At 37.8% G+C, this 13,804-nt stretch carries 12 protein-coding genes; all 12 read right to left on the bottom strand.

What is annotated here, in order from left to right:
• Positions 1 to 157 precede the first annotated feature (157 nt).
• Positions 158 to 1,540: a hypothetical protein gene (locus ABD769_RS02930; RefSeq protein ID WP_344849266.1), complete on the bottom strand. Its 1,383-nt coding sequence runs from the start codon at positions 1,538 to 1,540 to the stop codon at positions 158 to 160.
• A gap of 116 nt (positions 1,541 to 1,656) precedes the next feature.
• The gene (locus ABD769_RS02925; RefSeq protein ID WP_344849264.1) at positions 1,657 to 4,386 is read right to left on the bottom strand and encodes a TonB-dependent receptor; all 2,730 of its coding nucleotides are present in this window, start codon (positions 4,384 to 4,386) and stop codon (positions 1,657 to 1,659) included.
• Positions 4,387 to 4,551: 165 nt separating this feature from the next.
• A complete protein-coding gene (locus tag ABD769_RS02920) occupies positions 4,552 to 5,067 on the bottom strand; it encodes an Mpo1 family 2-hydroxy fatty acid dioxygenase (protein WP_344849262.1) in 516 nt (171 codons plus the stop codon).
• A 142-nt stretch (positions 5,068 to 5,209) separates the two neighbouring features.
• Complete coding sequence (rny, locus tag ABD769_RS02915; protein ID WP_344849260.1) at positions 5,210 to 6,781, bottom strand: ribonuclease Y; 1,572 nt, start codon at positions 6,779 to 6,781, stop codon at positions 5,210 to 5,212.
• Positions 6,782 to 7,109: 328 nt separating this feature from the next.
• Positions 7,110 to 7,400: a cell division protein ZapA gene (locus ABD769_RS02910; protein ID WP_025143281.1), complete on the bottom strand. Its 291-nt coding sequence runs from the start codon at positions 7,398 to 7,400 to the stop codon at positions 7,110 to 7,112.
• A 33-nt stretch (positions 7,401 to 7,433) separates the two neighbouring features.
• Positions 7,434 to 7,724 carry a hypothetical protein gene (locus ABD769_RS02905; RefSeq protein WP_344849256.1) on the bottom strand — a complete coding sequence of 97 codons (291 nt, stop codon included), beginning with the start codon at positions 7,722 to 7,724 and terminating at the stop codon, positions 7,434 to 7,436.
• 31 nt (positions 7,725 to 7,755) lie between these two features.
• Positions 7,756 to 10,155, bottom strand: coding sequence for a phenylalanine--tRNA ligase subunit beta (pheT, locus tag ABD769_RS02900; protein WP_344849254.1), 2,400 nt, complete (start codon positions 10,153 to 10,155; stop codon positions 7,756 to 7,758).
• A 139-nt stretch (positions 10,156 to 10,294) separates the two neighbouring features.
• Positions 10,295 to 10,489 carry a hypothetical protein gene (locus tag ABD769_RS02895; RefSeq protein ID WP_344849252.1) on the bottom strand — a complete coding sequence of 65 codons (195 nt, stop codon included), beginning with the start codon at positions 10,487 to 10,489 and terminating at the stop codon, positions 10,295 to 10,297.
• 16 nt (positions 10,490 to 10,505) lie between these two features.
• Complete coding sequence (locus ABD769_RS02890) at positions 10,506 to 10,700, bottom strand: hypothetical protein (RefSeq protein ID WP_344849249.1); 195 nt, start codon at positions 10,698 to 10,700, stop codon at positions 10,506 to 10,508.
• Position 10,701: 1 nt separating this feature from the next.
• Positions 10,702 to 12,096 (bottom strand): radical SAM protein, encoded by a 1,395-nt coding sequence (locus tag ABD769_RS02885; protein ID WP_344849245.1) that lies wholly within the window; start codon positions 12,094 to 12,096, stop codon positions 10,702 to 10,704.
• A 5-nt stretch (positions 12,097 to 12,101) separates the two neighbouring features.
• The gene (locus tag ABD769_RS02880; RefSeq protein WP_344849243.1) at positions 12,102 to 12,866 is read right to left on the bottom strand and encodes a prolipoprotein diacylglyceryl transferase family protein; all 765 of its coding nucleotides are present in this window, start codon (positions 12,864 to 12,866) and stop codon (positions 12,102 to 12,104) included.
• Positions 12,867 to 13,706: an endonuclease/exonuclease/phosphatase family protein gene (locus tag ABD769_RS02875; protein ID WP_344849241.1), complete on the bottom strand. Its 840-nt coding sequence runs from the start codon at positions 13,704 to 13,706 to the stop codon at positions 12,867 to 12,869.
• Between the last annotated feature and the right edge of the window lie 98 nt (positions 13,707 to 13,804).

The following is a 13,804-nucleotide window of genomic DNA, read 5'->3' as shown; positions in this document are numbered from 1 at the left end:
CGTACAATGATGAATCTAACAATTACAATTACCTAAACAAGGGTGATTATATTTTTAAGGCATAACATAAATTAAAGCAATAAAAAAGCCTTTATCAATATCTGATAAAGGCTCTTCTTATGATCTGCCTGTTTTAATCAGGCGAATTGTTTAATATCTAGAAAGTTGCGCCAGTTGCCGCCGAAGAACCAGCTTTAACTGTAAAGTTAGGAGCTGTTAAGCTGAAAGGGGCATTCAATAAGGCTGCTGCAGCAGTTTCATCAATGATGGTATTTCCTTTAGAAGTTAAATATTGTTTCAATAAATCTGAACTTGCAAAAGAAAGTGTAGCACCATCGGCAACAACATCCTTACCAGCAGTAAATGATTGATAAATATTGTTTTTGATCAATGATGTTCCATCCGTTAATGCATCTCCGGTTTCTTTATCACGGATATCGATACCAAATTTAAACCCAATAAAGATTGAATTTGCCAAGATCATTTTTGAACCTCTTCTCCATAGGTTAGCATATTCGTGCTTCGCATCAACAGCTACGTTTCCAGGGCCGATTAGTGTCATGTTTGAAATAACCGGACGGGTACGTGGACTAGAATCGAATACTTTTTCTGAGTTATCAGACTCGATCCCATTAGATTGACCAGCCTGATCAGCTAAAGATGGATCTCTTTGAGCTACTAAAAACTGTAATTTACCAGAGAAACCGTTGTCAAAATCGAAAACATCATCAACGTTTGCAATAGAAACCAAATGCTTAGCATTTACAGTACCACCAAACCATTCGAATGAATCATCACCTGAATATGAAACCTGTACGTAATCTACGGTAGTACCAGAACCAACCGATCCAAAAGTAACACCGTTAATTTCGTTGTTGGTTGCATAAGCAATACCAGGAAACTCTACACGTACATATTTAAGTACACCAGAGTTATCGGCAGAAACATTACCACCGTGGTTTCCTTCAGGAAGAGTTAATCCACCTTCAATTAAACCTGTACCACCAGGGATATTGTTGGTTGATTTACCTAAAATAATAATTCCACCCCAATCACCAGGAGCTCTTGAACCAACAGCCTGGTTTGAAGTAAATACAATTGGTTTTGCTGCAGTTCCTTCAGCAATTAATTTACCACCGCGTGTGATAACTAAAGTAGCTTTCGAATCTTTATCTCCACGGATAACAGTTCCGGCAGGAATGGTTAATGTAACGCCATCTTTAACGTACACAAATCCAACTAATTTGTAAACTTTATTCGCATCTAATGTTCTGTTAGCATCGATTGATCCCTGCAAAGTTTCAGTTGCCTCACCATATACAGTTACTTTTGGTGTAAAATTGGTCCAGCTTGCAGTCCAGTCTGATGATCCAAATGCTCCTTTATAGGATACTTTATCAAAAAATGCATCTGCCAAAGATTCGTTCGAATCCGGTTTTGTTGGTTCCTCGATAGGTGTACTATCTTTTTTACAACTAGAAACTACTGTAGCACCAGCTACCAAAATTGCCAGCATGCCCAAGTTTAATCTGTTTTTCATTTTCATTTTGATTTTCCTTTTCCTTTTATGATTTGTTCAAAAATATTTCCTGCAGATTATGCCAATATCAATTCAGCATTAAATGAAGGGCGTTTTAATGTTAAAAAATTATTCTGCTATTTAAATTTATAGGATAGTGTTAGCGATATGGTAGATCCAAACCTATCGGCAATATTTATATTATCTGTTTTTTTATCGAAGCCTGCATTTGGATCTGAACCTTTAACTTTCTGGTAGAAATAAGCTTTGTTGTTAAAGATATCGCTATAGTTAACTTTTATTTCTCCCTTCGATTTTGCAAACTTTTGTGAAACCTGCAGATCTAAAATATTTCTTGAATATTCATAGATATCGGGGTCTTCCACATTACCAATCGCCCAGATTCTTGGTCCTACCCTATTATATAATACTGTTACACCAGTTGAGTTTTCGACAGCAGATGCATAAGATAGTCCTGCGTTGATTAAGTAAGGAGATTGCCCTTGTAATGGTCTCGAACCTTGAGCATTTACAAGTCTTGAAACCTGAACCTTTGATTTGATATAAGATCCATTAGCATTAAATGTGAAGTTCTTTAAACTGTTATCAATAAATTTTAACGATTTTCTTATTTCAAGTTCAGCTCCATAAACAGTAGCCGAAGCAGAGTTAGCATAGCTTAACGACCTTCCAGACGTCCCTAATTGAAGTGTTTGTTCTATTGGAGAATCAAAATATTTGTAAAAGGTTGATATCGAAAAGGTTTCGCCCGATGATGGATAAATGGCATAACCTAAATCAATATTAGTAGTTTTAGATTGCTTTAACCCAGCATTACCCCTAACGTTAACGTTTTTATTAAAGTCGTAGAAAGGAAATGGTGCTAGTTCCCTAAATTCAGCTCTTCCAATAGTTTGGGATCCTGATAAACGGATATTAGCTTTATCACTTAAGTTATAAATCAGATTTGCGGAAGGAAGTAAGTTAGTAGCCGTTGAATCAATGTTTACTGGCTTTCCATTATCTTCACTGGTTAATGATAGCTTATACGATTCTAACCTTGCGCCAATACCTAATCTTAATTTTTCAGTTAAATAGCCATCAAACATCACATAACCTGCGTTCAGTAAAGAATTAGCCTGATATTGATCGCTACCATTTGTAATTTCGTTTAACACAAAGCCGTTGGCGCGTATGTTTTCAGGAGAGAAAATCTGATCCTGCGGAAGCGTTAACAATGAAGCATCGAAATTCCCGTTCCTAATAAAACCGATTACCCTTGCACTAAAATCACGTTTGCGGTATTGCCCAAAATAACCAGCTTTGATTTTATTATTATCTCTGAACCATTTAACCGGAATTGTTAAATTAGCTGCACCACCGTAGGCATTTTCATTAAGTACAGAAGAAAAATTACCAGCTAAACCGGCTACGGCAGATCCCGATTGAACAGAAGCAATACCATCTTTGGAATAATCCATACGTTTATAGCCAGGCTCTTTCCGGTCTGTATTTGCATAGTTTAAGTTCCAGTCTATCTTGATCTTGCTCTCTGTAGACAATAAATGCTCACCGGTTAACTGATTAGACATTAAAGATCTTTGAAGCAGGTAATCACCGGTCCTGATAAATTCACCACCAGCATCGTCTATACCTACACGATAGGTAAATTGATTTTCTAAAACCCTGTTATATAAGTTTTTTAATGAAATTTTATTATTGCCCCACGAATATGCAAAGTTGGCAAGTGCACCAATATTTGTATTAAAATTATACATATCATCATGGTACACATCACCTAGCGCCTGTCCAACATAGGCTTTTTGATCACTAGTTTTTAAACGTTCGTCGTATCTATAGGTTAAAGATAAAACAGCGCCAAATTTAGATTTATCATCAAAAACCTTACTGGATCCATAATTTACTTGGAAATTTGGACCTATGGTTGATTTCGCAGAACTATATCCCCAATTGTTTTTAAAAAGTTTAGATAGGGTAAAAGTTTCACTTGCACCGTTTGGTAAAGCGCGATAATCTTTTGAAGAAGGAAATCCCGTTGGGATATCTCTGTCTTTATTATAAAATCCGAAAATCTCGTTACCACTTTTTGGAGAAGACAGAAAATCTTTAAAGGCAGACTGTGTGTTGTAAGAAGTTCCTAATGAAACATTGAAAAAAGTATTAACCGGAAAATCTTTTGTGGTTACCTGTACTACACCTCCTGAAAAATCTGCAGGAATATCTGCTGATGCCGTTTTATTAATTACGATGGCATCTATCAGGTTTGAAGGAAGAATATCAAATGAAAATGCTCTTTTATCTACTTCTGTATTTGGAAGCATAGAGTTATTTAACATAGCAGAGTTGTATCGATCAGATAAACCACGCACGATAACAAACTTATTGTCCTGGATACTTGCACCGCTTACACGTTTTAAAACTTCAGAAGTATTACGGTCGGGACTTCTTTTAATCAATTCAGCTGATATACCGCTTGAAATACTAATACTTGATTTTTGATTAGCATATAAAGTATTAACTGATTCTTTACTAGCGCTTCCAGTTATTACTACATCGTTTAATTTTTGTGAGTTCGACTCGCTCAATAAAATATCTAAATTAGTAGAAGCATTGTCTTTTACCTCTACATCGACAACATTTTTAGTTGCATAACCCACATAAGAAACCTCAATAGCGTGTTTTCCTGCCGACAACCCTGCAATAACATATCGACCCTCAATATCTGTTGAAGTACCTTTTGTTGTACCTGAAATTTTTACTGTAACACCAATTAAGGTCTCACCTGTTTTTTGATCAGATATTTTACCGGAAATTTTTCCTGTTTGCGCATACGAAAGTATGCTCATCGTCAAAGCGAACACAGTAAGTGCCGCTCTTTTAAAAGAGTTTAGTAATTCCAATTTGCCTTTATTTGATAAGGGCAAAAATATTACCGCAGTGTTAACACGAAGTTAGGTGTTAATTAATGTTACTTTACGTTAAGGTTAATTAAAGGTTAACCGTATTTTGGATTAGTACCTAATACCAACTTTCTTACAAATGAAGTGCAATAACCAGATCGGACCGATTAACAGGAACTTAACATCGTCTAAAAATGAGGGTTTCTTCCCTTCAATTTTATGGCCAATAAACTGACCGATCCAGGCAGCTACAAATATTGCCGCATAAATAGCATAAGCGGTTCCACTGCCCAAACCAACGGCCTGTTCAATTTTTACGATGATATAACTCATTAAACCAACAACCCAGATCATTAAAAAAAACAATACGGGCGATAAGGTAAAATAATAATATAAACTGAAGGCCAATAGAAATGATGCCCAGTTAAAAAAACCATTATAACTTCCCAAAAACCCAATATGTGGAAAAGGAATCTGCCAAACCAGACCTAATAAGCTGAATACGATTAATGGCACACAGATCCAGTGAACCAGCTTGTTGGTCGGGTTTTGGTGACTTTCGGCGTACTTATCAAAAAGTACATCGACCGGACGTTTTGGTTCTATTTGGATGGTTTGCTTGCTCATTATGTAAAAATAAAAAAAAGCGATGGAATATCCATCGCTTTATATCTTGTTTATTAAACTGCTCGTCATGCTGCCCGGAATATTCGGGCTTAGCATCTTTTGTTACTAAGACCCTGAAATAAATTCAGGGTGACGATTTAATCTATTTTGCAAAGGCCACAGAACGGGTTTCCCTGATTACGGTAACCTTGATCTGGCCAGGATAAGTCATTTCTGTTTGGATACGCGTAGAAATATCAGCAGCTAAAAGTTCTGCCTGTGCATCGGTAATGCGTTCGCTTTCAACAATCACGCGTAACTCTCTACCGGCCTGGATAGCAAAGGTTTTTTCTACACCAGGGTATGATAAAGCCAGTTCTTCAAGGTCTTTTAAACGTTTAATGTAACTTTCTACCACCTCACGGCGTGCACCCGGACGGGCACCTGAAATGGCATCGCAAGCCTGAATAATCGGTGATATCATCGAAGTCATCTCGATTTCATCGTGGTGGGCTCCAATTGCATTACAGATTTCCGGATGTTCTTTATATTTTTCGGCCAGTTGCATCCCTAAAATTGCGTGTGGCAGTTCAGGATTATCATCAGGCACTTTACCGATATCGTGTAGTAAACCGGCACGTTTAGCCATTTTAGCATTTAAACCAAGCTCTGCCGCCATGGTAGCACAGAAATTGGCCACCTCACGTGAGTGATGCAACAGGTTCTGCCCATAAGATGAACGGTAACGCATACGGCCAACCATGCGGATCAGTTCAGGGTGTAAACCATGGATCCCCAAATCGATTACCGTGCGCTCGCCAATTTCTACAATCTCATCTTCGATCTGTTTTTTGGTTTTGGCTACAATTTCTTCGATACGGGCCGGGTGGATACGGCCATCGGTTACCAAACGGTGTAAGGCCAAACGGGCAATTTCTCTCCTTACCGGGTCGAAACCTGATAAAATAATAGCCTCAGGGGTATCATCAACAATAATCTCGATACCGGTAGCCGCTTCTAAAGCACGGATATTTCTACCTTCCCTGCCAATTACACGACCTTTAATCTCATCGCTTTCGATATGAAAAATTGAAACAGAATTCTCGATGGCCGCCTCGGTAGCGGTACGTTGAATGGTTTGGATAACCACTTTTTTAGCTTCTTTACTAGCGGTTAGTTTTGCCTCGTCAACGATATCCTTAATCTGGATCATGGCTTGTGTACGGGCAACTTCCTTTAAGTTTTCTACCAATTGGTTTTTAGCTTCTTCGGCCGATAAACCTGCAATGGTTTCTAATTGGGTTAAATGTTGATTTTTTAATACTTCTACCTCTTCCTGCTTTTTAATGGCAAGTTCGGTTTGCTTTTCAAGGTGGCTCTTTTGTTTATCAAGCTCCTGTTCTTTTTTATTGAAGTTTTCCATGCGCTGGTTCACCGATTGCTCTTTCTGCTTCATGGTGTTTTCGCGCTGGTTAATGCTGTTGTTTTTTGCATTCACTTCCTGCTCATGCTCCGCTTTTAATTGTAAAAATTTCTCTTTTGCTTCTAAAAGTTTATTCTTTTTTAAAATTTCGGCATTATTTTCTGCGTCTTTTAAAATCTTTTTCACCTTGTTCTGTGCAGCAACTTCCTGCTGTTTAAGCAAGTTACGCAGGAGGAATCTTCCTACCACTACTCCGATAGCTATACCTGCTATTACGGCAAATACGTATCCTAATATTTCAACTATTTCCATTTTGTTTTTTAAGTAAAAAAAAACCGCAACTAATTTTTAAAGTCTCATACATTTTAAACCTCAACTAAGCATAATTAGGGTTTAAGCCATTTTCAGGTGCAAAGCAAATGAAATACGCCCTCTTAACCCTATAGATATTGAAGTGTTAAGTTTTATAAAATTTGAAACTCAAAAACTAGCTGCGGCTATATTTTTGTGCTAATATGTGTGATTTGCCATGCTGACCAATGAAGCAAAGCGCATAGCGCAAGCCGTTTTAAAAATCCCCAGACATTCCAGAAGATTCTTCATTGCATTCAGGATGACAAAAAAATATAAAGAACGAACCTTATTTTGAAAAGAAATTATTGAGTAAAACATCCAATTCTTCAACTTTATCGGCAACAGCAGTATCCTGGTTTTGTACTTTGTTTTCTGTTCTCAATACGGCGGTTGCATAGTGCAATACTGCCATAGAAAGAAGGTCCTGCTTATCTCTAACCGCATAATTATCCTGATAATCTTTTATGCGCTCGTTGATCATTTTTGCTGCCCGTCTCACAATTTCTTCCTCTTCCATATTCACCTTTAAAGGATAAATACGGTCGGAAATGGTTATTTTAATCGAGATTTCTCCCATTTGTTTAGCTTAGTTTCTGATTTTTTCGCATCATTATTTCTTTAACAACGCGATACTTCTATCAATCTCCCGCACAAAATCGTTAATTTTTTGTTTAATGTCAAGCGATTTCTCGCTTGTTCCCTCTATACTTTTGGCCAATTTTGTAACCCTGAGTTTTTCATCAAGTTCTACATTTTTGCCCTTTGCGGTATCGAGTGCGACTTTTAACGATTGATTTTCAAGCTTTAATAAATCATTTTCTTCCTGTAGCGCATTACATAACTCAATTACCTGAGCCGTTTTTTGTAATACTTTATCTAATTGATCTGCAACAGAAGTCATGAATTTATTTCTAAAAATACGAATTTATATTTTATTTCCTAATTTCTGCCCCAGCTTGTGCGGTTAAATTCGCAATCAGCTTCTGCATGGTATTGTCTATCTGCTTATCGGTTAAGGTTTGCTCCTCATCCTGCAAAATAAAATTCAGTGCATAAGATTTTTTACCTTCCGGCAGTTTATCACCCACATACACATCAAAAACACCCACTTCTTTAATCAGTTTTTTATCTGTTTTAAAAGCAATGCCTTTTAAGGTCTCAAAAGTTACGGCCTGATCGATCAATAAAGAAAGGTCGCGACGCACTGCAGGATATTTAGAAATTTCTTTGTTAACAATTTTGTTTTTCTTAACAATATCCAATAAGGCAGCCCAATCGAAATCAGCGTAAAATACTTGTGCATTTACATCAGCTACCTTACGGTCGGCTTTTGAAACTGCTCCAAAACTTACCAATGTTTTATCGCCACGGAAATATTTGATGCCGTAAGCAAAGTTTTCATCATTTAGCACATCCGATTGATAACTTGCAATACCCAAGCGTGAGATAATCGCATCAACCGCAGATTTTAAGTTGTAAAAAGTAGCTGATTTTGAATTATGGTTCCATTGTTCGCTTTGTTTAGCGCCTGAAATTAACAATAACAGTCTCGAACGTTCTACATATTGCTCATTAATTAAATGATAGGTCTTACCAAATTCATAAAACTTTACATCGCCATTTTTACGGTTCTGGTTATAAGCAACACTTTCTAAAGCCGGCATCAGTAAATTCTGACGCATTACATTTAAATCGCTGCTTAGCGGATTCAAAATAAATACCGCCTCATCTAAATTTTTCGAGTAAGCAGATTTAGTTAACGAATTACACATAATTTCAGCATAACCGTTAGAAGTAAGCATATCGGCAATTACGTTATGCGTATTTTCTTTCTCAGGCTTAATGCTATAAGAAAGTGATGCGTTTACCTTGGCAGGAATTTCAATGTTATTATAGCCGTAAATACGCAAAACCTCTTCTGTAATATCACACTCGCGGGTAACATCCACTTTAAACGACGGTACCCTTAAGGCCAAAGTATCATCAGAAGTATTGGTTGCCGAAATACCCAAAGCAGTAATAATGTGTTTAATTTCGGCCGAGGGAATATTTGCACCGATTAATTTATTGATGTTGGTGTAACTTACCTCAAATTCAAATGGTTTAATATGTGTTGGGTAGATATCAGAAACTGACGAAGAAATTTCGCCGCCAGCCAGTTCTTTAATCAATAAAGCTGCATATTTTAAAGCTGTTACCGTAATTTCAGGATCGGTACCACGCTCGAAACGGAAAGAAGCATCGGTTTTTAAACCATGCCTTTTAGAAGTTTTACGAACCGAAACAGAATTGAAATAAGCACTTTCCAGGAAAATATTTTTGGTATTGGTATCAACACCCGAAGATTTTCCACCGAACACACCAGCGATACACATTGGCGCTTCGGCATTACAGATCATTAAATCATCTGCACTGAGTTTGCGCTCTACATCATCCAAAGTTACAAAAGGCGTACCTTCTGCCACTTTTTTTACAATTACTTTACCACCGGTAATTTTACCGGCATCGAAAGCATGTAATGGCTGACCTAAACCATGAAGCACATAATTGGTAATATCAACCACGTTATTGATCGGACGTAAACCGATTACCTTTAGTTTATCTTTTAACCAGTCTGGCGATTCTTGTACGGTAACACCAGAAATGGTTACGCTGCTATAACGCGGGCAAGTTGCTAAATCTTCAACCTCAACCGGAATAACCAGATTTTCGTTATCAGTTTTGAAAGCAGAAAGATCAGGCATTTCGTATTCACTTCTGAAATAAGCAGCCAAATCTCTGGCCACACCTAAATGTGAAGCAGCATCAGCGCGGTTTGGCGTTAATCCGATTTCGAAAACAAAATCGTCGTCCATTTTGAAATGGTCTTTAGCACGGATTCCTACTTCGGTATCTTCGGCAAGGATCATGATTCCATCGTGCGATTTACCCAAACCGATTTCATCTTCAGCGCAAATCATACCCTGCGAAAGTTCTCCCCTGATTTTCGATTCCTTGATTTTAAAAGGTTCGCCCTCTAAAGGATAAACGGTTGTGCCTACGGTTGCCACCACTACTTTTTGGCCGGCACCTACATTTGGCGCACCACAAACAATCTGCAGATTTTCTTTACCGCCAACGTTAACCGTGGTAATGCGCAAACGATCGGCATTGGGATGTTGAACACAGGTTAATACTTCGCCAATAACCAAACCCTCAAGGCCGCCCACTACAGGCTGTACCTTTTCTACACTTTCAACCTCCAAACCTACATTGGTAAGGATTAATGAAAGCTCCTGAGGTGTCTTATCTATCTGTACGAATTGTTTTAACCAGTTATATGATATTTTCATTTATTGAGATTTGAGATCCTAGACATGAGATTTGAGGCATGCGAGCGCTAAAACCTTAGTTCAAGAATTATAAAACGCAAAGATATTATTTAAAGCCCAAAGGAGAAAGTTAAACCCACTATCTTCACAATAAAAATGACTAATGGCTAATATTTAAATTGGATAGAATTACGGCACATGCCCCTGCTCCTATTACCAGCATAATTACAGAGGCAATAACCAATTTTAGTCCTGACTTTACGGGCTTATTTTTTGCTGCTTTGATGATCATCTGAATGATCCCCACTATAAATAGCAACACGGCTACTGCCCAATATACGATAAAAAGTTCCATTAGTTTAAACTGATGATTAACTGTTGGCAAGCAGTACGGCGCAGGCACCAAAACCGATTACCACCATAATTACCGAAATGATAATTAATTTTAGTCCGGGTTTTACAGGTTCATTTCTTGATGATTTAATGATAACCTGAATAATCCCCACCACAAAAAGCACGACTGCGGTAAGACAATAAATTACAAATAAGCCGAATAAGCCACCCATATTAATTCATATTTAATTTTTCCCTGATCAGATCTATTTTATTGTCGCGGTAAAAAATATTCATGGTTTCGAAAGGCACCATTTTATATTTATCGCTCACGATGTGCACACATGATTTTTTAACCGCACGCACATCAAAATCCAGCGGATCCATAAAGTTCATGATGATGATCCGGAATAAATTATCGTAGCTTAAATTGTCGGATTTTACCCTCGGCAGGCAGCACATCAGTTCGCCAAAGGTATCTTCGGCACAGTCAACAGAAACACCTGTACTAAACAAGTTGAGCATGTGTTCTTTTAATTTTTCATCATGTTCGAAAACGATGGTGTTTTTCGAATTGTTCAGTAAATCTTCAGGATTGATCAAATGTGTCATCGGGATTACCTCATCACCAATTTTTAAGGCATAAGCCATGCACAGCGCATCAGGATTACAGGGCACAGGAATTAAATCCTGCGGGGTAAAGGTTGGGCATTGCTCATAAATTTTTCTTCGCACCTCGGTCAGGGTAATCCTTCCCTGCTGATCGTTATAATCATCATTTCGCCCGGCAACCTGTGTGGGCTGAAAGGTTACACCTCGAACACATTTCTGTTTTAGTGCATAATCCAGAATATCGCCAATTTCATGGTCGTTTAAGCCATTTTGCAAGGTAACCACCAAAGTAGTAGATACATTGAATTGATTTAAATGATCGATAGCTTTTCTTCTTACTTCGGTCAGGTCTTCGCCACGTAATTTAGTTAACACTTCAGGACTGAAACTATCAAACTGCAGGTAAATTTCAAAATCGGGCATATATCCGGCCAGTTTCTCCACAAATTTGATGTCTTTCGCTATCCTGATCCCATTTGTATTTACCATCAGGTGTTTAATCGGCTTTGTTTTGGCGAGGTCTAAAATCTTAAAAAATTCAGGATGTACCGTCGGTTCCCCACCTGAAAGCTGAACCACATCGGGTTCGCCCTCGTTGGCCACCACCACATCCATCATCCGCTCTATTTCTGCCAAAGTTCTATGCCGGCCATAACTTGGAGATGACATGGCGTAACAGGTTGGGCAGGCCAGGTTACAACGATCAGTAACTTCAATTACGGTTAAACAAGAATGCTGCTCGTGGTCGGTACATAAACCACAATCGTAAGGACAGCCGTAATGCACTTTGGTATTAAACCTAAGCGGCATTTCCGACTGTTTGTTATAATTCCGGATCTGTTTATAATAATCTACATCATCAGCAATCATTACTTTACTATCGCCATGCGTTCTGCAGTTTTTCAGCATGAACACTTTGGCGTCCTGAAAAACAATTTTCGCATCGCAAAGCTGTAAACATTCGGGGCAAAGACTTTTGGTATAATCGTAATAAATATAATCTCTGGTATTGGCCATGGCGTTTATTGTTTAGTAGCTATCTTTTTAAAAATCCTGATGATGAATTTATAATAATAGATAAAAATAAACAATGCCGACCAATGAATGCTGCTTAAATTTAAAAATAATGAATGGTAAGGTTTTAAAAATTCGATTAAAAAACGGAACAGAAAATACAATACCATCAATAATTTAAAGCGGTCGCCATTGATGAGTGCTTTGTGTTTTAAACTGTTAAAAAGAAGGATTAAAAGGAGGAGGTAAATTATTTCATAAAGCATAATGGGATGCCGAAGGATGCCATCACCCAGATCCATGCCCGTAAAAAAGCGAGTAGGCACACCATAAGTTGGCTCATCAATTCCCATTGAAAAGCAACCGATGCGGCCAATAATCAGTGCCACCAAAATCGGGATTACATAAATATCTCCGGATGCTATATTAACTCCGATTATTCTTTTGATTAATTCTACACCAAACAGGCCGCCAAGTAATCCGCCAATAATAGTTTTACTTTGATAGAGGATTGAAAAAGTAAGGTGATGGATTACTTCGGGGGTTTCGAGTACAGCTATTAGCCGCGAGCCGATTAATGCACCAACCATTGCCCCCAACATTATCCAAAGCCTGTTTTCATCAGAAATCGGATCTGCAATTCCCTTTTTATAATAGTAATACAGCCTTACACCAACAATAAATGCCAGTGTTTCGAAAATATAGTGATAATGATATTGTTCTCCGAAAAGTTCGAATTGAAAAGGAAATGGTGATGCAGATTTTAACAGCATTTATTTAAAGAATAAACGGCAAAATACAGGTAAGTGGTCAGAATAATACCTTTTATCTTTACTATCTGTTAAAACGGCAAACTTTTGCACTCTAAAACTTTTGTTCACAAAAATATAGTCAATACGGTCTTTCAGGTCGCTATCGAAATGAAAACCGTTAAAAGTACCTGCCGGGCCGTAAGGTGCTTCTACAGAAACCTCTTTTGCATCGGTTAGAAAAGATTTAATGGTTGCGATGGCTTCTGTTTCAGGCGTTACATTTAAATCGCCGGTAAAAATAACAGGCAATGTTGGTGCGATTTGCTGGATTTTCTGTTTCAGCAATTTAGCCGATTCAATCCTTGCCTGAACGCCAATATGATCATAATGCGTATTAAAAACGATAAATTCTTTCTTGTTCAATTTGTCGTACAGTTTAACCCAGCTACAAACCCGGTTTAAAGCGGCATCCCATCCTTTGGAAGGCACGTCAGGTGTTTGCGACAGCCAAAAAGTTCCGCCATCTTTTTTAGTGAAACGGTCTTTATCAAAATATACGGCAGAAAATTCGCCTTTTCTTTTGCCATCATCACGGCCAACGCCCACTACATCGAAATTAGAATTTTCGAGCAGCGCATCAAACTGCTCAGGCAAAGCTTCCTGCACACAAAGAATATCGGCATCATGAAATTTAACCAGCGCCTTTACATTATCTTTTCGGTTCGGCCAGGCATTAACGCCATCGGAAGCTACATTTAAACGGATATTATAAGTAATAATGTTAATGGGTACAGCTGCTTTTTGAGCAAAAGCAAAAACGGTTAATAAAAGAAAAACAGGGATGATTTTTAAACTATTCATATTATACTTATGCTTTTTTATTTCCGGCACTCTCCGGAAGATTATAAATTTAAGCTGCGATAATACTAAATTAAGGTTAATTGTATTTTAACAATGAA

This window comes from Pedobacter jeongneungensis (genome assembly GCF_039538295.1).
Lineage (GTDB): Bacteria > Bacteroidota > Bacteroidia > Sphingobacteriales > Sphingobacteriaceae > Pedobacter > Pedobacter jeongneungensis.
This window is presented reverse-complemented; position numbering and strand designations above follow the sequence as displayed.